Raw genomic sequence first — 19,426 nt, forward strand, 5'->3', positions numbered from 1 at the left:
AAGTACCGCTTTATCAATGAACACCGCACTGTATGGGGTGTGATGACGATGTGTCGGGTACTGAATGTCGCCCGGGCCGGGTTCTATGCGTGGCTGCACAACCCGGTCTCGGCGCGTGATAAAGATAACCAGCGTCTGCTGATGCTTATCCGCGACTCATATTCACTGAGCGGAGGCGTATACGGTTACCGGCGGGTTCATGGCGACCTGAGCGAAATCGGGGAAACCTGCGGCAAAAACCGGGTGGGTCGTATTATGCAACAAAAGCGGATCAAAGCCGTACGCGGCTATAAAGCGCCGCGTCGTATCGCCGGCCGACCTTCAGTGGTTGCCCCTAATCGCGTGCAGCGGCAGTTTACTGTTGTCCGGGCCAATCAGGTCTGGGTTACAGACATCACTTACATCCGCACCTGGCAGGGCTGGTTGTATCTGGCGGTGGTTATCGACCTCTTCGCCCGTAACGTGGTTGGCTGGTCGATGAAGACCACTCTCTCGCGAACTGGCTCTCGACGCGCTGATGATGGCCGTCTGGCGTCGAAAACCGGACGGTGAGGTTATCGTACATAGCGATCAGGGCAACCAGTACGGCAGTGACGACTGGCAGCGCTTCTGCCGGGCTGATAAGCTGGCCCCGAGCATGAGCAGGCGTGGCAACTGCCGGGATAATGCGGTGGCCGAATCGTTCTTCAGTTCGCTGAAAAAAGAGCGGATCAGAAAACGCATCTATAAAACCCGGGATCTGGCCCGGGCCGATATCTTCGATTACATTGAAGTGTTCTACAACCGGGCCCGGCGCCACAGTCACCTCGGCGGCGTCAGTCCGGAGGCCTTCGAACAGGCCTCATCGTGAGGACAGAATTTGTCTACGGGCGTGGGGTCAGTCCACAAAAAGAGCCTTGCATTAAGTGCTGTGATAACAGGTTAAATGGCGACTGACGATTGCCAATGGCTTGAATCATTGAAAGATCGCTTAAAAGGTCAGTTCGGTGTTCCTGTGGGTGTACATATGACAGGTATTCCCTTAGCAATAAGTACCTTACTCACTATTTTTTGCTACGCTATGCTACAAGTGTCTGTCTGGATGTTGCTATTTCGCCTGCTCGGCTTACCTGAATTTAAGGTAATGATGGGAGTATTTCTTGCAGCAGTGGTGTATTGCATGATTGTAATGAGCACGATGTTTTTAACTGCCAGAGGGTCCTTAACGGGATATAAACTGCATATTTCTTTCATTACACTGACTGGCTTGATGAGCATTGTTTATTTTATCTGGACTTGGATTTCGCTTTTATTCGGCTCTGTAGAGAATTACACACCGCAAATAACCTCACTATTAGGATTGGGATTTTTCGGCCTGAATATCGTGTGGATGAATACGTCAATCTTTTACCGTTCAATTGCGCTAACGCTACATAATCGGGTGTGGCGTAAACAGTTGAAAATTGAGAACAGTAAAATGGCAGGGCTCAAACGCTGACGGTAAGAATCTTTTGAGCGAAAGCCGTTTAAAGAGTTAACAACACGGGGCACATCTTTCGTTGTAAAGGAGCCCCCTTTTTACGCGGGATTATTTCTCCCTTTCATCCTGTTCTTACCCGCTTTTTTCCTCTCTGCTATACACTCTTACTAACGCTAAAAAAGGGAGCAGCGCGGATGGCAACCTATCCAGACAGTTTATTGATTCTCAATGGCAAAAGTGCGGGCAACGATCTGCTGCGTCAGGCAATTCAGGGTTTGCGTGACGACGGCGCGCGCATTCACGTTCGGGTGACGTGGGAAAAAGGCGACGCGGCACGCTATATCAATGAAGCCCTCGGGCTAGGCGTCAGCACCATCATTTCCGGCGGCGGCGACGGCACCATCAATGAGATTGCGTCAGCGCTTATCGACCTGCCCCCGGCAAACCGGCCGGTGATGGGCATTTTACCGCTCGGCACCGCCAATGATTTTGCTACCAGCGCAGGGATCCCGGAAGAGCTGGAGAAGGCGCTCCAGCTGGCGATCCTCGGCAAAGCCACCGCTGTGGATATTGCGCAGGTGAATGATAAAACCTGCTTTATCAATATGGCGACGGGCGGGTTTGGCACGCGCATCACCAGCGAAACGCCGGAAAAGCTGAAGGCGGCGCTGGGCGGCGTGTCGTACCTGATCCACGGCCTGATGCGCATGGACACCCTGAAGCCTGACCGCTGCGAAATTCGCGGCGAGGATTTTCAGTGGCAGGGTGACGCGCTGGTAATTGGGATTGGCAACGGACGTCAGGCGGGCGGCGGACAGCAGCTCTGCCCGGAGGCGCTGATTAATGACGGACAGCTTCAGCTGCGTATTTTCACGGGCGACGGCCTGCTGCCCGCGCTGTTTACCACGCTGACGCAGCCGGAAGAGAGTCCAAATATCATCGCAGGGAAATCGGCGTGGTTTGAAGTGAATGCTCCGCACGGGATGACCTTTAACCTCGACGGAGAGCCGCTGAGCGGGACGCAGTTCCGCATTGAGGTGTTGCCCGGCGCGCTACAGTGTCGGCTGCCGCCGGACTGCGTGCTTTTGCGCTGATGTTTCGCACGGTGCGCGATGATGCCCTCTCCCACCGGGAGAGGGAGATGGAGCCGTCAGGCAATAGTGACTTTGCTGTCGAGATAGACGTCCTGAACCGCATTGATCAGCTTCACGCCGTCGGCCATTGATTTCTTAAACGCCTTGCGGCCAAGGATCAACCCCATGCCGCCCGCACGTTTGTTGATCACCGCCGTACGCACCGCGTCTGACAGGTCGGTATCACCGCCCGCCGCGCCGCCTGAGTTAATCAGCCCCGCGCGGCCCATGTAGCAGTTCGCCAGCTGGTAGCGCACCAGGTCGATCGGGTTATCGCTGGTCAGCTTGCTGTAAACGCGATCGTCGGTGTAGCCAAAGTTCACCGCTTTATAGCCGCCGTTATTCTCGGCCATTTTCTGCTTCACAATATCCGCGCCGATGGTCGCCGCCAGGTGGTTCGCCTGCCCGGTCAGGTCGGCGGATACATGGTAATCCACGCCGTCTTTCTTGAACGCGTTATTGCGCAGATATGCCCACAGTACAGTGACCATGCCCAGCTCGTGCGCACGCTCAAACGCCGCGGAGATCTCTTCAATCTGACGACGGGACTGTTCGGAGCCGAAGTAAATCGTCGCCCCTACCGCCACCGCGCCCATGTTGAACGCCTGCTCGACGCTGGCGTAAAGGGTCTGGTCATACTCGGTTGGGTAGCTAAGGGTTTCGTTGTGGTTCAGCTTCACGAGGAATGGAATGCGGTGGGCATAGCGACGCGAAACCGAGGCCAGCACTCCGTAGGTCGACGCCACGCAGTTACAGCCCGCCTCAATCGCCAGCTCAACAATGTTCTTCGGATCGAAGTAGAGAGGATTCGCCGCAAAAGAGGCGCCCGCAGAGTGCTCAACGCCCTGGTCCACCGGCAGGATTGAGAGATACCCGGTGCCGCCGAGCCGCCCGGTGTTGTAAAGCGTCTGCATATTTCGCAGGACCGCAGGCGGACGGTTGTTATCGATCATCACGCGGTCAACGTAGTCGTGACCAGGCAGATACAGCTGGTCGGCTGGAATGGTCATACAACGATGCTGTAAAAGGCTGTCGGCGTCTTTGCCAAGCAACTGCGCAATATCAGTCATGTGATACTCCCGTAAGTCCGACGTCGTGTCGGTGTGTGTTTATCCAGTCCCATCTTTTATGGGCAGACTAAGCCTGGTACCGACTTAACAGATTTTCCACCTTTTGCATTTTTTTCAGCACAATCTGCTGGCTCGATTCGTGTACAACAAAACTGTTACATTGATCAAACAATCGCCACAAAGGTATTTAAAAGGTATTATTGAGTGGTATGTTAGAGGCGTACCCTCTCTGACATGCAGGATTAAAAAATGAAAACGAAAGTCCAACTGTCATTCATGATGTTTGTTGAATGGTTTATCTGGGGCGCGTGGTTTGTGCCGCTGTGGCTGTGGCTGAGCAAAAGCGGTTTTACCGCCGGGGAAATCGGCTGGTCTTACGCCTGTACCGCCATTGCCGCGATCCTCTCCCCGATTCTGGTCGGCTCGCTGACAGACCGCTTCTTCGCCGCGCAGAAAGTGCTGTCAGCGCTGATGTTCGCCGGTGCGATTCTGATGTACTTCGCTGCACAGCAAACCCAGTTCAGCACCTTCTTCCCGCTGCTGCTGGTTTACTCCCTGACCTATATGCCAACCATCGCGCTGACCAACAGTATCGCCTTTGCCAACGTGGACGACGTCGAGGCCGATTTCCCGCGCATCCGCGTGATGGGCACCATCGGCTGGATCGCCTCCGGTCTTGCGTGCGGGTTCCTGCCGCAGATGCTGGGCTACAGCGATATTTCCGACACCAACATCCCGCTGCTGATGACGGCAGCCAGCTCCGCCCTGCTCGGCGTCTTTGCCCTGTTCCTGCCGAATACGCCGCCGAAAAGTACCGGCAAGCTGGATTTCAAAGTGATGCTCGGGCTGGACGCGCTGATCCTGCTGCGCGACAGAAACTTCCTGGTGTTCTTCTTCTGCTCGTTCCTGTTCGCCATGCCGCTGGCCTTCTATTACATCTTCGCCAACGGCTATCTCACCGAAGTGGGGATGAAAAACGCCACCGGCTGGATGACGCTCGGCCAGTTCTCCGAAATCTTCTTTATGCTCGCCCTGCCGTTCTTTACCAAACGCTTTGGTATTAAGAAGGTCTTACTGCTGGGCCTGATTACCGCCGCCATCCGCTACGGGTTCTTCGTTTACGGCGGAGCGGAACAGTACTTTACCTACGCCCTGCTGTTCCTCGGCATTCTGCTGCACGGCGTAAGCTACGACTTCTATTACGTCACCGCGTACATCTACGTGGACAAAAAAGCGCCGGTGCATATGCGCACCGCCGCGCAGGGCCTGATTACGCTGTGCTGTCAGGGCTTTGGTAGCCTGCTGGGTTACCGCCTGGGCGGCGTGATGATGGAAAAAATGTTCGCATACAAAGAGCCGGTGGATGGGCTGACCTTCAACTGGGCCGGAATGTGGACGTTTGGTGCAATCATGATTGCCGTGATTGCCGTGCTGTTTATGCTGTTTTTCCGCGAATCGGATAAAGAGATCGCCGCAATTGAGGTGGTTGATAGCGATGCCGCGCTGACACAAGGGGAAGTTAAATGAAACAAGAACGTGTTCTCGGTGCTCTTTACGGGCAGGCGTTAGGGGATGCGATGGGCATGCCGTCGGAGCTGTGGCCGAGAAAGCGCGTCAAGGCGCACTTCGGCTGGATCGACCGCTTTTTACCCGGCCCGGCAGAGAATAATGCGGCCTGCTATTTCAAACAGGCAGAGTTCACCGACGATACCTCAATGGCGCTGTGCCTGGCGGACGCGCTCATCGAGTGCGACGGGGAGATTAACGCGGACGTTATCGGCAAGCATATTCTGCGCTGGGCGCTCGATTTCGACGCGTTTAATAAGAACGTGCTCGGCCCGACCTCCAAAATCGCGCTTAACGCGATTCGCGACGGCAAGCCGGTTAGCGAACTGGACAACAACGGCGTAACCAACGGGGCGGCTATGCGCGCCTCCCCGCTGGGCTGCCTGCTCCCGGCCACGCGTCTGGAACACTTTGTTGAGCAGGTGGCGCTGGCCTCCAGCCCGACCCATAAATCCGACCTCGCTATTGCCGGCGCGGTGGTGATTGCCTGGGCGATTTCCCGCGCCGTCGACGGCGAAAGCTGGCAGAACATCGTCGATGCGCTGCCGGGTATCGCCCGCTATGCGCAGGAGGCGAAAACCACCACCTTCAGCGCATCGCTGGCGGCACGTATTGAGCTGGCGCTTAAGACCGTACGGGAAGCTAACGGGGTTGAGTCCGCCAGCGAGCAGGTGTACCAGCTCGTGGGGGCCGGAACCAGCACCATTGAGTCCGTTCCGGCGGCCATTGCGATGGTCGAACTGGCGGGAACCGACCCGAACCGCTGCGCCATTTTATGCGCCAACCTGGGCGGCGATACCGACACTATTGGCGCGATGGCGACGGCCATCTGCGGCGCGCTCCACGGCGTGCAGGCGATTGACCCGGCGCTCAAAGCCGAACTCGACGCCGTCAACCGGCTCGATTTCGGCCACTATTGCGAGAAACTGCTGCACTACCGGGAGCAAAGGGAGGGCGTATGAGTTCATTTGCCCAACGTCTCGACACCCTGCACGCCACGCGCCCGGTGACGGTGCTGGGCGCGGCGGTGATAGACGTCATCGCCGACGCCTACGCCCTGCCCTGGCGCGGGTGCGATATCGAACTCAAACAGCAGGGCGTGAATATTGGCGGCTGCGCGCTGAATATCGCCATCGCCCTGAAGCGGCTCGGCATTACAGCGCAAAACGCCCTGCCTGTTGGCCACGGGGTATGGGCGGACATCATCCGCAACGCCATGGCGAAGCAGGATCTGCACAGCGCCATCGAGGCCGAAACCGGCGATAACGGCTGGTGCCTGGCGCTGGTGGAGCCAGACGGCGAGCGCACCTTTATGTCCTTTAGCGGCGTGGAGAACCAGTGGCAGCAGCGCTGGCTTGATGTGCTTAACATCCCGTCGAACAGCCTGGTCTACTTATCCGGCTACCAGCTGGCCTCGCCGTGCGGCGAGCTGCTGACATGCTGGCTGGAGGGGTTGCGGGACGTGACGGCGTTTATCGATTTCGGCCCCCGCATCGCGGATATCCCCGACGCGCTGATGGCACGGATTATGGCCTGCAGGCCGATCGTGTCGCTCAATCGTCAGGAAGCGGAGATCGCAGCCGAACGGCTGGGCGTAGCGGCTGAAAACCTGGGTGCGTATTGGCAGCAGCGCTTCGGCGCCGCGCTGATTGTGCGGCATGATAAAGACGGCGCCACGTGGTATGACGGCGACGATGCGGGCGTTGTTCCGGCGTTTCCGGCGACGGTTGTGGATACAATTGGCGCTGGCGACAGCCACGCGGGCGGCACGCTTGCCGGGCTGGCGGCGGGATGGTCACTGGCAGACGCCGTTCTGCTGGGGAATGCCGTGGCGTCCTGGGTGGTCAGCCACCGCGGCGGTGACTGCGCCCCGACTCGCGAGGCGCTACTCCTCGCACACAAAGACGTATAGATCGCTGCGACAGTAGCTGATGCTGTACTCAATCGGCCGGTGCTGTTGGTCAAGCGCGACCTGCTTGATCACCAGCACCGGTATTTTTTCGTCCATCTTAATGTGCGCCTGAAACTCGCTGTCCGGCATGCGGGCGCTAACCCGTGAACGGGTGCGCTGCGGGAAGATATTCTGGCTGCGGAAGTAGTCGTACAGCGAAATGCCAATCGCATCCGCATCGGGAATGAGGCCAACCGGCACCCATGACTCTTCAATCGACACCGCATCGTCATCCACATAGCGAATGCGCTTGAGCAAAAAGACCTCGCTGTCCGGAGGGATCGACAGGTGGTTTGCGACCTCTTCCGGGCACTTCACCACCCGCTTGTTGACCCACAGCGTATTAGGCTTTTGGCCGCGCAGCACCACCTGCTGGGAAAAGCCGCGCGCCTCTTTCAGCGAATATTCAAAGATATTGTTGATTTGCGTGCCATAGCCACGAGAGCGCGTAACCACGCCCTCTTCCTCCAGCGCCTGCATCGCCTTTCGCACGGTGATGCGCGACACCCCGGTTAACTGGCTCAGATCGCGCTCGCCGGGCAAAATATTCCCGTGCTCTAACATGCCGCTTCGCACCGCATTTTTTACCGTTTCGGCAAATTTCAGGTACAGCGGCGTGTTGTCAGGCGCGGCGATCCGTTCATTCAGTTGAGCGATTAACCGGGTATGCGCTTGTTCCATCTCTGTTTTCTCAGGCGTGGTGTTTCCTGCCAGTATACTGGGTTACCACCATGCATGAAAATGATGAACCGGCCCAATACCGTGACCCACTTCCAGAGTATCGGCTTTTGCCAGCGCCGCCGAGAGCCAGGTTTTCGCTTCGCGCACCGTATCAGCCCAGCAGTCATGCCGCGGGCGCAGCGCCGCCAGCGCGGCGGAGAGCGTGCAGCCCGTGCCGTGGGTGTTTTTGGTCTGCACGCGCGGCGCGGTAAAACGTACTTCGCCGTCGCGGGTAAAGAGCCAGTCCGGGCTTTCAGCGTCGTCAAGATGACCGCCCTTCATCAGAACCGCCCCGCAGCCCATCGCCAGCAGCGCGTTTCCCTGCGCTTTCATCTCGCGTTCAGTTTGGGCATGCGATGTGCCTAACAGCGCGGCGGCTTCCGGCAGATTGGGCGTGATAAGCGCCACCTGCGGCAGTAGCTTTGTACGCAGCGTCTCCACGGCGGAGACGGAAAGCAGCGGGTCGCCGCTTTTAGCCAGCATGACTGTATCCAGCACCACGTTTTGCACCTGATAGCGTTTAAGCCGCTCGGCCACCGCTTCCACAATATCCGTCTCGGCCAGCATGCCGATCTTGGTGGTATCGATGCGCACGTCGCTTAACACAGAATCCAGCTGCGCGGCAACAAAATCCGGCTCGATACGATAGACCGATTGCACGCCGCGCGTGTTTTGCGCCACCAGCGCGGTAATGACCGAGCAGCCGTACGCCCCAAGGGCCGAGAAGGTTTTGAGATCGGCCTGGATACCCGCGCCGCCGCTGGGATCGGTGCCGGCAATGGTCAGGGCGTTAATCCGTTTCATGCCTGCTCCTCCAGCGTATAGAGCGCATCCAGAAACGCGCTGGCAAAACTGCCAGGCCCACGTGACTGCGCAACGGCCACCGTTCCGGCTCGCTTCATCCATCCGCAGGCGGCAGCGACGTTATCCATCCGGTCGCCCGGCAGCGAGCAGCTCGCCGCCACAACGGCAGAAAGCGCGCATCCGGTTCCCACTACGCGCGTCATCAACGGATCGCCGCCCGTTACCGTGCGGGTACGTTGCCCGTCAGTGATGTAATCCACCTCGCCGGTGACGACCACAACGGCATTGGTCTGGCGAGCCAGCGCCTGTGCAGCGGGCACCGCGCTGGCTGCGGTATCGGTCGTATCGACGCCGCGCCCGCCCGCGCTCATCCCGGCAAGGGCCAGAATCTCGGAGGCATTGCCGCGAATGGCAGCCGGTTTCAGGGCAAGGATTTGATGGCAAAAACGGGTGCGGAACGTCAGGGCGCCCGCGGCAACCGGGTCCAGCGTCCAGGGCTTGCCTGCCGCCACCGCGCTTTCTATTGCCCGACGCATCGACTGGGCGCGCGGCGAGGTCAGCGTGCCAACATTAATCAGCAGCGCATCGGCAATCGCGGCAAACTGTTCAGCCTCTTCGGCCTCAATCACCATCGCGGGTGATGCGCCAAGCGCCAGCAAAACGTTGGCCGTGAAGGTCTGTACGACATCGTTGGTCATACAGTGGGTCAGCGGAGAACGGGTTCGGAAGTGGTGTAAAACGTGTAAATCGAGCAGGTCAGGCTGCATGGGTTCGCTCCTGCCTTGCGTGAAGAAGCGATGACCGGGAAGGCATCTGACTTCCCTACGCTGGCATTATCCAGATCAGGTAATACGGGTATTTCTCAGCCTTCACAAAGAAGGGCACCCCGAGTCAAAATACTTTTAAAACAGTGAGTTATAAAACTCATTAACGTTATGTAGTGTAACCGCGGCCCCAGGCCAGGCGCAAGGAGTTTCGATTTATCACGCCGTTTGTCACAGCGGAAATCTCCAGACGCTCTTTCCCGTCATTTGCCAACATTTATTACGCTTTAGTTAATTCTGGTTCAGTAATTGTTAATACGTTATTGAAAAACTTTATTACGTACTTTTGCTGAGACTATTATTTTTTATTACGTGCTCATTCCGCTTTTATAAGATAGATAAACTTCTTTCGCATGAAAGAATAAGAAAGTACTAATTTATTTAACTCTATTAAACATTTGTACTTTCATCAATAGCTTAACGCTTCCCTTGATTTATCGCACAATCCATAAGTTAATGTATACATTAAATAAACCTCCTCGATACAGCACCCTGCCCTTTCATTTATTCATATCATTTATGATTTAGATCAAAATCATCAATTTGGGTTTAATCGATAGTTTATTCACGCTACTAAAAAAGGTCCGGGCATCGAATATCCAGTATTGACATACGGAAATACAGATATCCACATGCCACTAAAGCCAAAACTGTTCTTCTTAATTTTGTTTTTTTATACGTTAATGATGTGAGTCCTTCGAATGAAACTTTTCAATAAATCTGTTATTCCTGTTTTTGTATTTGGGGTGGTCGCCGGTAGCGCCATGAATATTACCACCGCTGCTGCTGCCGTTTGGGATGACGCATCAATCACAGATATTGTGAATGACCATCAAGACCAAATTACTCAAAACAGGGTCGATAGTATTGCTCGCGATCTCTCAACTGAAAATCGCTTAACGCAGGTGGATAGCGACCTTCAATCCACTAAATTAGGTGTTTTGGTTATTGAGCAAGCCACAAATGACGCTTACCAAAAAACCTTGCTTGCTGGCGCGCTTGCAGATACTGCCAATCAAAAAAGCGATGCGGCTTTACAGGGTGTTATGACGAACGGCACAGAAATTATCAATATGGAAAACGTTAACAAAGTGCAAGATAACCGTCTTGACAGCCTGGAAAATGCCCCTAAACCCACTAACGGCGTAGATGGTAAAGATGGCGTGACGACCACCGTGACTCACATGCAGGTAGACGCAGCAACGCAAACTAAAGTGGCTAATAATACCAAGGCTGTTACCGCCACCGCTCAGGAACTTCAGGCAACAAAGCAGACGTTACAGGCAATGAATAACAACACCAATCAGCAATTCAAATCATTGCATGACGAAGTGGATAATAATAAGAAGCAGGCCAACGCCGGTATCTCGGGCGCCATGGCGATGGCAGGTTTACCGCAGGTACAAACGAATCAGCATGTTATGTTCTCTGCTGGCGGTGCAACGTACAATAATGAAAGCGCCCTTGCCGTCGGGGCATCCGTTAACTTTAGTTCACATGTCATCGCGAAAGTGAGCTTCTCTGATGATACCGCCAATAATATGGGGGCGTCAGTTGGCGTCGGAATGGGCTTTTAACTAAATACAACTTAAGCATTATTAACTGACGCCGTTAAGTTAATAACCCGCTTGCCTCCGGCAAGAATAGCGATGACAGAAAAAACATGCTCAGACATATCATTATTTCAGCGACCCTGTATCTGATGCTCATTGGTGTCGGTATTTGGATCGGCATGATGTACGTCTCTTATTATCTGTGCGTTTTATAAGGTGGACAAAAGTTTAGCCATGAAAACTCAATTAATATGGATTGCACTGATATTGACGGTAGCGACAACACCGGCTCATGCGATTAACGCGCACTATCGTGCTCAATTAGAACGTTCAGGATGTACTGAGATGAACGCGAATGACGGCTCTTGTGATATTCACAAAACAAAAGCCCAAAATGCGGCACAGCACACAACAGCTGCGGTCCACGACCCTTTGCGTGAAGCCACTTTCACATCGGATGCGGTTAACGCCACGATTTCAAATGGCTTTTTTAACGCCACCATTAACGGCAAAAAGGCCATCGTGAAACGTCTGAATGCTCATTTCTATGAGATTCACGGTAATGGTTTTGTTATATCGCTAAGCCTTGATGAGAACGGCATTACGGCGGCGTCCTGGAATAAGACGACGGGGCGTAACCACGGCATTTTGCAGGTGTCGCAGAAATAAAGCTAACAAGGAGGCTGTCTGCCTCCTTTTTGGTCAGCGAATGGCACGATTTGTCACACTCTTTTTTATGAATTTACAGTCGGGGCAGAACACACGTAACAGTCTGTTTTTCTTTATCATAAAGCGCAATTTTCTTTCTTAAAAAGGGGATATCCCTTCCCCTGAGCGCCATGTCACAAAACAGTAAACAAATTAACCATTGAGCCCCGTGGCAAAAGGCTCTATATTGGCGGCGTTTTTTTCAGGCCCCCATCTGTTTTTTAACTTTTTATTCAATCGTGGCTCATAACGAAGCGGCGGTTGTAGGAGTGATATGATGACGGATAAAGTCCGTATTGACACCGTAGATGCCCACAAAAGCAACGAAACCTATCTGGCCCGTCAGGCCGAGTTTGAATCTAACGTCAGGAGTTATCCGCGCAAACTGCCTTTAGCCATCACTAAAGCAGAAGGCGTGTGGATCACCGATGCAGATAATAAAGAATACCTTGACTGTTTAGCAGGCGCGGGGACCCTTGCGCTTGGCCATAACCATCCTGATGTGCTGAAAAGCATCCAAAATGTCATTACCAGCGGCTTGCCGTTACATACCCTGGATCTGACTACGCCTCTGAAAGACGCGTTTTCTGAATACCTGCTCTCTCTGCTGCCTGGCCAGGGCAAAGAGTACTGCCTGCAGTTCACCGGTCCATCCGGTGCTGACGCCGTTGAAGCGGCGCTGAAGCTGGCGAAAAAAGTGACCGGTCGTAGCGGTATCATCAGCTTCTCTGGTGGTTACCACGGTATGACCCACGGCGCGCTGTCCGTGACCGGCAACCTGTCTCCGAAAGAAGCGGTTGACGGTATGATGCCAGAAGTGCAGTTCATGCCTTACCCGCACGAATACCGCTGCCCGCTGGGTATCGGTGGTGAAGCGGGCGTGAAAGCGCTGACTTACTACTTCGATAACCTGATCAACGACGTTGAAAGCGGCGTGCGTAAACCTGCTGCGGTGATTCTGGAAGCCGTTCAGGGCGAAGGCGGCGTGAACCCGGCTCCGGCTGAGTGGCTGCAGCGCATCCGTAAAGTGACTCAGGAACACGGCATTCTACTGATCCTCGACGAAGTTCAGGCTGGCTTTGCCCGTACCGGTAAATTCTTTGCCTTCGAACACGCGGGCATTGAGCCAGACATTATCGTGATGTCTAAAGCCGTAGGTGGCGGTCTGCCGCTGGCCGTGCTCGGTATCAAAAAGCAGTTTGACGCATGGGCACCAGGTCACCACACCGGTACCTTCCGCGGCAACCAGCTGGCGATGGCGACCGGCCTGACCACGCTGAAAATCCTGAAAGATCAGAACATCGCGGGCAAAGTTGCCGCTCAGGGCGAATGGCTGAAAGGCCAGCTGAAAGAGATGGCGAAACGCTATCCTGTTATCGGCCACGTGCGCGGTCTGGGTATGATGATCGGTATTGAGATCGTTAAGCCACACGAAGCCGCTGACCACATGGGCTGCTTCCCGGGCGACGGCGAGCTGTCTGCACTGATTCAGAAGAAGTGCTTCGAAGCCGGTCTGATTCTTGAGCGCGGCGGCCGTAACGGTATCGTTCTGCGTCTGCTGCCGTCTCTGCTGATCAGCGACGAAGAGCTGAAAATCTTCCTGGATAAATTTGAGCAGGCACTGCTTGCTGCGGGCGTTCGCCCGGCGTAACCGGAGTTATTGATTACGATGTCTGATTCAAACCCAATTTTGTTCTCCTCTGCGCAGAGCATTGAAGCTTATCAGCAGGCGATCGAACAAAGCACTCAGGCTGTGATGCAGTGGCTGAAACAGCCTGAGATGTATCAGGGCAAAACGGTCGCGGAACTGCGCGACCGTATTAAGCTGGATTTCAACCCGAAAGGGCTGGGCAACGAAGCGGCGATTGAACGCGCCGTGGAGTTCTTCCTGAAAGACAGCCTGTCCGTTCATCACCCGCAGTGTGTGGCGCACCTGCATTGCCCAAGCCTGGTGGTAAGCCAGGCGGCGGAAGTGCTGATCAACGCCACTAACCAGAGTATGGACTCCTGGGATCAAAGCCCGTCCGCAACCATTATTGAGATCAAGCTGATCGAGTGGCTGCGTACCCGCGTGGGTTATCAGGCCGGCGACGCAGGTGTCTTCACCAGCGGCGGCACCCAGAGCAACCTGATGGGCCTGATGCTGGCTCGCGATGCGTTCTTCGCGCGTCAGGGCCACTCCGTTCAGCAGGACGGTCTGGTAGGGGATCTGCGCAAAATTCGCGTGCTGTGCTCCGAAAACGCACACTTCTCCGTGCAGAAAAACATGGCGCTGATGGGTCTGGGCTACCAGTCCGTAGTGCAGGTGAAAACGGACGAATTCTCCCGCATGGATCTGACCGATCTGGCTGCGAAAATTGAGCAGTGCAATGCGAACGGCGAGCAGATTCTGGCGATCGTCGCGACGGCAGGTACCACCGATGCCGGTGCTATTGACCCGCTGCGTGCAATTGCAGCGCTGGCCGCTAAGCAGAACATCTGGGTACACGTCGATGCGGCCTGGGGCGGCGCGCTGCTGATGTCTGAGCAGTATCGTCACTACCTGGACGGCATCGAGCTGGTGGATTCCGTCACCCTGGACTTCCACAAGCAGTTCTTCCAGACCATCAGCTGCGGCGCGTTCCTGCTGAAAGAAGCGCGTCACTATGAGCTGATGCGCTATCAGGCGGCCTATCTGAACTCGGAGTTCGATGAAGAAGCGGGCGTACCTAACCTGGTGTCCAAATCTCTGCAGACCACCCGTCGTTTTGACGCGCTGAAGCTGTGGATGAGCCTGGAAGCGCTGGGTCAGGAGCAATACGCGGCGATCATCGATCACGGCGTGACCCTGGCGCAGCAGGTTGCTGCCTACGTGAAAGAGCAGCCTGCTCTGGAACTGGTTATGCAGCCACAGCTGGCAAGCGTTCTGTTCCGCTTCCGCGGACAGGTGCAGATGGGTGACGCGGGCATCGCCCTGCTGAACCAGAAAATTGGTGATGCGCTGCTGGAATCCGGCCGTGCGAACGTTGGTGTGACCGAGCACAACGGCGTCACCTGCCTGAAGCTGACGCTGCTGAACCCAACCGTGACGCTGGAAGATATTAAAATCCTGCTGTCTCTGGTTGAGCGCACCGCGCAGGAAATTCTGGCTAAGTAATACAGCACCCCTCTTCCGCCGGGAGAGGGGTTATTTTATACGCCTGCCCACCACATCCTTAATTTTAATCCCCAGTAGCTCGTCCATCCCGTCGTTGTACTGACCACATTACCCTTCGACACAATGACCAGCGTCGGCGTTACGCTCACCTGCCACTGCTGCGACAACGCACCGTTTACATCGTTAATCACCGGCATTTTCAGCTGTTTCTTTTCAACCCAGCGCGCAAGCTTTGCGTTATCACCGGAACGCATGGCAATACTAATCACGTTCCCGCCCTCTTCTGCCAGCTGATTAACGGAAGGCGTCGTGTAACGGCATATGCTGCACCAGGTGGCCCACACGTAAATGAGCAGCGGGCGTTCCTGGCTTAGCGCCGAGATATCATGAACGTTGCCGTCGATGCTCTGCATCGGTGTTGCACTAAAACTGGCGGGGAGTGTCGGTTTTCGATACCGATCAACACCCCACACTACGGCCAGCGTCAGCAGAACGAGTATTATCCCTTCCCGCGCCCAGCGGCGCAGTCGACTGATTTTGCGGTTATCCATTATGACCTCATGTTTGAACGAAGGTCATCTTAACGGGCAATACGCCATCACGCTGTAAAGAAGTGTCGCGTCAGGTTTATTCCTGGGTATAACCGTAGTCGTAATGGCTATATCCCGAGTTGTAATAAAGCACGGCAGATTTCACGATATCATTGAGGATCGCGCCATTCACCTGCACGCCCATTTGCTGCAGACGCTTCAGGCAGTTCTCGATCTCCTTGACGTTAGTTTTACCAAAGCGGGCGACCAGCAGCGTGGTCGCCGCTGCTCGGGCTATCAGCAAGGCATCCGTTACGGCAAGCACAGGTGGGGTATCGACAATCACGATGTCATACATTTTATCTATCTGCGACATCACGGCCTGGAAGCGTTCACTCATGAGCAGCTCAACGGGATGTGAAGGTTGGGGTCCGCAGGTCAATACATCAAAACCGCCTTTTTCAACGCGTTGAACAGCCGTCTGCCATTCAATGTCTCCTCCGAGCACGCAGGATAATCCCCGATGATTGGTCAGTTTGAACACATTGTGGACATATCCCTTGCGCATATCCGCATCAATAAACAGCACTCGCTGTCCGGCCTGAGCGGCAATCGACGCCATTGAAGTACTGACCAGCGTCTTTCCGCAGTCCTGCGTGGGTCCAGACACCACGACAATCCGGTTTGTGGCATCCATCATGGTAAAATGCAGACTGGTGCACAGCCCGCGCACCGCCTCGACAAACATATCTGCCGGGCGGTCAACGGGCAGGAAAGGGACGTTCGACGTTCTGTGCTTCCAGTGGGACGCAAACAGGGTTCTCCTGCGCAGGTGCGTTTTTTTCCAGAGCCATACCGAGCGCGGAAGCGTCGCCAGAAGCGGTATCCCCTGCACTTCCAGTTGTTCAGACGAGGTAATGCCCCGCTTAAAGGCTGAGCGTACTAAAACCATTCCGGCAGAGAGCATCAACCCCATCAGCATACCCAGTACGATAATGAGCGCTTTGTGCGGTTTGATCGGATCTGGCTTCGCAACGGCCGGGTCAATAATCCGCACGTTCCCGATAGTGCTGGAACGCGAAATACTCAACTCTTGCTGACGCGTCAGCAACTGCAGGTATATGGTACGCCCGGACTCAACGTCACGACTCAGCCGTAAGATTTCCTGCTGCGTGGAAGGCATGGTTGAGACGCGATTATTCAGGCGCGCACGCTCGCGTTCAAGCGTTTGTTTTTTCTCCCGCAAGGCACGGTAGGTGGGATGGTCCTTTTTGAAAAGTTGTGAAACCTCTGCTTCGCGGAACGTCAGCTCGTTAAGCTGGTTTTCCACGTTAACAACCTGATCAAGGACTGACTTTGCTTCCAGAGATAAGTCGACAGAATCGCGTTGCTCTCTGTAGGCATTCAGACGCGCTTCAGCTTCATCCAGCTCCCGGCTGACCTTAGGTAATTGCTCCTGTAAGAACGTGAGGCTGCGGGAATCTTTGGCTTCCTGGCGCGCAATATTCTGGCTGAGAAAATTTTCAGCAATGGTATTAAGTACCTTGGCGATCCTGGCGGGGTCTTCACCCATTAACGTTAATGCGATCATACCGCTCTGTTTCGCCGACTCAACAACCGTAAGCCTGTTCTGAATGGCGCCGATCGCGTCAAGCCTTGTAACTGCTTCGAGGGTAAACTGGGTGCCTGGTTCCGCGCTGAGGGATGTCACCAGAAGCGACATTCCGTCTTTAACCAGCGTTTTCCCCACGATGCCGTTTGCCTCAAACGTTTTTCCCTCAAGACGATACCGCCCTTTTTCCTGTACGGTGAGTAAAAGCTTTTGTGGCTTACCTTCCAGAAGGGGAATAGTCAGCGCGCCAATCGTTATTTCATCGGATTTACGTCCCCGCACGTGTTCCCACAAAGACCCAATGACAGGAAAAACGCGTCGCCTGGCGTTGTACGTCAGCCCTAATTGATCAACGGTCTCTCCCAAAATCATCCGTGATTTAAGGAGTAAAAGTTCCGGCGCGACCTCTGGCGAGAGTTCAGACTCGAAAGGGGTCAGATTCTTGAGCAGTGAGTTACTCTGCTTCGCTTCTACCTGTACCAGGGCATCAGCCTGATAAACTGGCGTGGCGCTGAACGCGTAGATACCCGCGCATACCGTGAACAGGAGCGTGACACACGCAATCGTCACCCGGTTGTCAAACATCTCAGCAAGCAACTGAAGAAGATCGATTTCATTATTCTGCGGTGTCGCAGCACTATATTTATCTGATTTAGAAGACGACATTACGGCTTCATTCCTTGTTGACTCAAACGACGAGCCCATTCCTGACTGGCTTTACCCAATTGCTCGAAAACATATTCATAGACTTCGCGACTTTTGTGATACGGGTCGGGAATGTCCCTGGTTTCCAGCCATTGTCCAAAGAGCAGCGATTTTCCCCGGTTCTCCGGAGTCATTGCGGCAATAAAACGGAGGTGTTTTGGCTCCATTACCAGAATCAAATCGGATTGTTGCAGCAGGCTGCGCGTCACCTTTCGGGCAACATGCCCTTCCAGCGAAACGCCATGACGCCAGGCGACAGCCTGCGCAGCCGCATCCGCCGGGCGTCCTTCAAGTCCAAAAATACCTGCTGAGGTCACCTGCTTGCCGGGTAATTGCTGACGCAACAGCCGCTCACCAATCGGTGAACGGCAAATATTGCCAGTGCAGACCACTAAGATTGACTGAAACATTACTGCGGCCACGATCTGATGTAACGAACGGTTTCGGTCAGGTCATGGACACCGCTGATGGTAGGCACCAGCTGGGTTATAACGCGATTCCAGCGTGATAACGGTGCCGTAGTGACGTAAACGATGTCATACGGCTCCAGCTGGAATTCCGTACCCAGCACCATGGCTGACGCATCTTCCGCATTCAGTTGATAGATATTGGCAATTTTGTCCGTGTCGCCTTTTTTGGATACCTGCCGAATAACAAAAATGCCGGTTGCATCGGCCATATTTTGGTTAAGTCCACCAGCATTTCCCAGGGCTTCGGCCAGCGTCATGCCGCTACGATCCATCTTAAGCGTACTCTGCTTGACCACTTCGCCCATCACGAACACTTTCAGCGCGTCGTTCCGGGGAATAAACAGGATATCGCCCGGATAAAGCAGCTTATTTTGAGTCAAATCGCCATGCTGCATCAGCGCATAGAGCGAAAGTCGGGAATCCTTGCCGTCATGCGTGAGCACGACGTTACGCCAATCGGCATCCGCAGAAAGACCGCCAGCGGCGTTAACCGCATCCATCACCGTCAGTGGAATATTCGTTATGGGTTGTTGGCCCGATTTTTCGACCTCTCCGGTGACATAGGCTTTTTGCGAACGGAAGGCGGCAATGCTGACGTCCACCTGCGGGCTCTCAATGACTTTATCCAGTCGCGCTGTAATCTCTTCACGTACCTGTGAAACCGTTTTTCCCGCCACCCGCAGCTTACCGACGTAGGGATAAAAGAGAGTACCATCGGCGTTGACCCAGTTGCCTGCATCGCTTGCGCTACGATATTGTCCCGCGGGCGTCGTTAATTCAGGGTGATCCCAGACGGTGACCGTCAGGATGTCGCCTGTGCCAATACGGTATTCCCAGTTTTTGATCTGCTCATCCAGATTAGGATTTGCCTGAGATTTCGATACGGTCGGACGCAGCTTTTCAATCAATCCCGGCGTTAATGGGAAAATTTCCACGCGCTTATCAAGATTATAATTAACGTCTTCCGCCGCAATGACCTTTTTCCCGGACACACTTAAGTTCTGGCCGGGGGAAAATACACACCCCGTTAACTGACTAACGGTGAGAAATAACAGCGAAAATGCAGTTGTACTTTTCATTTGTATAAATATTTCTTTTTAACGTTGCGCTTATCGTTAATCTTTCAAAGAGATCAAATCTAACGCCATGAAATTTAACTGATTATTTTCATGCAATATGAAACTC

General features: G+C 54.5%; 17 protein-coding genes, 1 pseudogene and 1 riboswitch. Of the genes and pseudogenes, 10 read left to right on the forward strand and 8 right to left on the reverse strand.

The window, feature by feature from the left end; genetic code table 11:
• From INF68_RS16500 to yegS, 3 genes and pseudogenes are all read left to right on the forward strand, one after another.
• Positions 1-850: pseudogene (locus tag INF68_RS16500) on the forward strand (IS3 family transposase); the annotation flags it as partial.
• Positions 851-925: 75 nt separating this feature from the next.
• On the forward strand, positions 926-1,477 hold the full coding sequence (locus INF68_RS16505; protein WP_126786746.1) for a hypothetical protein: 552 nt from the start codon (positions 926-928) through the stop codon (positions 1,475-1,477).
• A 176-nt stretch (positions 1,478-1,653) separates the two neighbouring features.
• On the forward strand, positions 1,654-2,553 hold the full coding sequence (gene yegS, locus INF68_RS16510; RefSeq protein WP_033145995.1) for a lipid kinase YegS: 900 nt from the start codon (positions 1,654-1,656) through the stop codon (positions 2,551-2,553).
• Positions 2,554-2,609: 56 nt separating this feature from the next.
• Here yegS and fbaB read toward each other — a convergent pair whose 3' ends face one another.
• Positions 2,610-3,662: a class I fructose-bisphosphate aldolase gene (fbaB, locus tag INF68_RS16515; RefSeq protein ID WP_023312424.1), complete on the reverse strand. Its 1,053-nt coding sequence runs from the start codon at positions 3,660-3,662 to the stop codon at positions 2,610-2,612.
• A 249-nt stretch (positions 3,663-3,911) separates the two neighbouring features.
• On the opposite strand from fbaB, the gene INF68_RS16520 reads away from it, so the two are divergent.
• From INF68_RS16520 to INF68_RS16530, 3 genes are read left to right on the forward strand one after another with little or no spacing between them, the layout of a single operon-like run.
• The gene (locus tag INF68_RS16520) at positions 3,912-5,189 is read left to right on the forward strand and encodes a nucleoside permease (protein WP_109845296.1); all 1,278 of its coding nucleotides are present in this window, start codon (positions 3,912-3,914) and stop codon (positions 5,187-5,189) included.
• A complete protein-coding gene (locus tag INF68_RS16525; RefSeq protein ID WP_126786745.1) occupies positions 5,186-6,190 on the forward strand; it encodes an ADP-ribosylglycohydrolase family protein in 1,005 nt (334 codons plus the stop codon). The genes INF68_RS16520 and INF68_RS16525 overlap by 4 nt, the downstream gene beginning before the upstream one ends.
• Positions 6,187-7,140, forward strand: coding sequence for a PfkB family carbohydrate kinase (locus INF68_RS16530; protein ID WP_193525367.1), 954 nt, complete (start codon positions 6,187-6,189; stop codon positions 7,138-7,140). Before INF68_RS16525 ends, INF68_RS16530 begins: the two co-directional genes overlap by 4 nt.
• Here the strand turns inward: INF68_RS16530 and INF68_RS16535 are convergent.
• Genes INF68_RS16535 through thiM form a run of 3 tightly spaced genes read right to left on the reverse strand, consistent with a single transcriptional unit; the run spans position 7,114 to position 9,470 of the window.
• Complete coding sequence (locus INF68_RS16535; RefSeq protein ID WP_109845299.1) at positions 7,114-7,860, reverse strand: GntR family transcriptional regulator; 747 nt, start codon at positions 7,858-7,860, stop codon at positions 7,114-7,116. The genes INF68_RS16530 and INF68_RS16535 overlap by 27 nt on opposite strands.
• A 42-nt stretch (positions 7,861-7,902) precedes the next feature.
• Positions 7,903-8,703, reverse strand: coding sequence for a bifunctional hydroxymethylpyrimidine kinase/phosphomethylpyrimidine kinase (gene thiD, locus INF68_RS16540; protein ID WP_126786743.1), 801 nt, complete (start codon positions 8,701-8,703; stop codon positions 7,903-7,905).
• Entirely contained in the window at positions 8,700-9,470 is a 771-nt protein-coding gene (gene thiM / locus INF68_RS16545) for a hydroxyethylthiazole kinase (RefSeq protein ID WP_045887884.1), read from the reverse strand. The genes thiD and thiM overlap by 4 nt, the downstream gene beginning before the upstream one ends.
• A gap of 35 nt (positions 9,471-9,505) precedes the next feature.
• Positions 9,506-9,602: riboswitch (TPP riboswitch) on the reverse strand.
• Between the two features lie 626 nt (positions 9,603-10,228).
• Here thiM and INF68_RS23265 point away from each other — a divergent pair.
• The 4 genes from INF68_RS23265 to INF68_RS16565 all read left to right on the forward strand — a co-directional run bounded on the left by INF68_RS23265 (position 10,229) and on the right by INF68_RS16565 (position 14,924).
• Entirely contained in the window at positions 10,229-11,104 is an 876-nt protein-coding gene (locus INF68_RS23265) for a YadA C-terminal domain-containing protein (RefSeq protein ID WP_227412888.1), read from the forward strand.
• Between the two features lie 210 nt (positions 11,105-11,314).
• Positions 11,315-11,749, forward strand: a complete 435-nt coding sequence (locus INF68_RS16555) for a hypothetical protein (protein WP_045402934.1) — start codon at positions 11,315-11,317, stop codon at positions 11,747-11,749.
• Positions 11,750-12,062: 313 nt separating this feature from the next.
• Positions 12,063-13,439 (forward strand): diaminobutyrate--2-oxoglutarate transaminase, encoded by a 1,377-nt coding sequence (locus INF68_RS16560; protein ID WP_014884533.1) that lies wholly within the window; start codon positions 12,063-12,065, stop codon positions 13,437-13,439.
• An 18-nt stretch (positions 13,440-13,457) separates the two neighbouring features.
• Complete coding sequence (locus INF68_RS16565) at positions 13,458-14,924, forward strand: aspartate aminotransferase family protein (RefSeq protein WP_109845302.1); 1,467 nt, start codon at positions 13,458-13,460, stop codon at positions 14,922-14,924.
• A 35-nt stretch (positions 14,925-14,959) separates the two neighbouring features.
• Here the strand turns inward: INF68_RS16565 and INF68_RS16570 are convergent, their stop codons facing one another.
• The 4 genes from INF68_RS16570 to INF68_RS16585 form a co-directional block, all read right to left on the reverse strand.
• Positions 14,960-15,475 carry a protein disulfide oxidoreductase gene (locus tag INF68_RS16570; protein WP_126786742.1) on the reverse strand — a complete coding sequence of 172 codons (516 nt, stop codon included), beginning with the start codon at positions 15,473-15,475 and terminating at the stop codon, positions 14,960-14,962.
• Between the two features lie 76 nt (positions 15,476-15,551).
• Positions 15,552-17,732, reverse strand: coding sequence for a polysaccharide biosynthesis tyrosine autokinase (locus tag INF68_RS16575; RefSeq protein WP_126786749.1), 2,181 nt, complete (start codon positions 17,730-17,732; stop codon positions 15,552-15,554).
• Positions 17,732-18,181 carry a protein tyrosine phosphatase gene (locus INF68_RS16580; RefSeq protein ID WP_126786741.1) on the reverse strand — a complete coding sequence of 150 codons (450 nt, stop codon included), beginning with the start codon at positions 18,179-18,181 and terminating at the stop codon, positions 17,732-17,734. The genes INF68_RS16575 and INF68_RS16580 overlap by 1 nt, the downstream gene beginning before the upstream one ends.
• A complete protein-coding gene (locus tag INF68_RS16585) occupies positions 18,181-19,320 on the reverse strand; it encodes a polysaccharide export protein (protein WP_126786740.1) in 1,140 nt (379 codons plus the stop codon). Before INF68_RS16585 ends, INF68_RS16580 begins: the two co-directional genes overlap by 1 nt.
• Between the last annotated feature and the right edge of the window lie 106 nt (positions 19,321-19,426).

It is taken from the genome of Enterobacter cloacae complex sp. P16RS2 (genome assembly GCF_014982155.1).
Classification (GTDB): Bacteria; Pseudomonadota; Gammaproteobacteria; order Enterobacterales; family Enterobacteriaceae; genus Enterobacter; species Enterobacter cloacae_M.

Coding starts and splice junctions, on each gene's coding strand:
- INF68_RS16570 (WP_126786742.1), bottom strand. CDS start 15,475: ATGGATAACCGCAAAATCAGTCGACTGCGCCGCTGGGCGCGGGAAGGG.
- INF68_RS16505 (WP_126786746.1), top strand. CDS start 926: ATGGCGACTGACGATTGCCAATGGCTTGAATCATTGAAAGATCGCTTA.
- INF68_RS16580 (WP_126786741.1), bottom strand. CDS start 18,181: ATGTTTCAGTCAATCTTAGTGGTCTGCACTGGCAATATTTGCCGTTCA.
- thiM (WP_045887884.1), bottom strand. CDS start 9,470: ATGCAGCCTGACCTGCTCGATTTACACGTTTTACACCACTTCCGAACC.
- fbaB (WP_023312424.1), bottom strand. CDS start 3,662: ATGACTGATATTGCGCAGTTGCTTGGCAAAGACGCCGACAGCCTTTTA.
- INF68_RS16585 (WP_126786740.1), bottom strand. CDS start 19,320: ATGAAAAGTACAACTGCATTTTCGCTGTTATTTCTCACCGTTAGTCAG.
- INF68_RS16565 (WP_109845302.1), top strand. CDS start 13,458: ATGTCTGATTCAAACCCAATTTTGTTCTCCTCTGCGCAGAGCATTGAA.
- INF68_RS23265 (WP_227412888.1), top strand. CDS start 10,229: ATGAAACTTTTCAATAAATCTGTTATTCCTGTTTTTGTATTTGGGGTG.
- INF68_RS16575 (WP_126786749.1), bottom strand. CDS start 17,732: ATGTCGTCTTCTAAATCAGATAAATATAGTGCTGCGACACCGCAGAAT.
- INF68_RS16530 (WP_193525367.1), top strand. CDS start 6,187: ATGAGTTCATTTGCCCAACGTCTCGACACCCTGCACGCCACGCGCCCG.
- INF68_RS16525 (WP_126786745.1), top strand. CDS start 5,186: ATGAAACAAGAACGTGTTCTCGGTGCTCTTTACGGGCAGGCGTTAGGG.
- INF68_RS16560 (WP_014884533.1), top strand. CDS start 12,063: ATGATGACGGATAAAGTCCGTATTGACACCGTAGATGCCCACAAAAGC.
- yegS (WP_033145995.1), top strand. CDS start 1,654: ATGGCAACCTATCCAGACAGTTTATTGATTCTCAATGGCAAAAGTGCG.
- INF68_RS16535 (WP_109845299.1), bottom strand. CDS start 7,860: ATGGAACAAGCGCATACCCGGTTAATCGCTCAACTGAATGAACGGATC.
- INF68_RS16555 (WP_045402934.1), top strand. CDS start 11,315: ATGAAAACTCAATTAATATGGATTGCACTGATATTGACGGTAGCGACA.
- INF68_RS16520 (WP_109845296.1), top strand. CDS start 3,912: ATGAAAACGAAAGTCCAACTGTCATTCATGATGTTTGTTGAATGGTTT.
- thiD (WP_126786743.1), bottom strand. CDS start 8,703: ATGAAACGGATTAACGCCCTGACCATTGCCGGCACCGATCCCAGCGGC.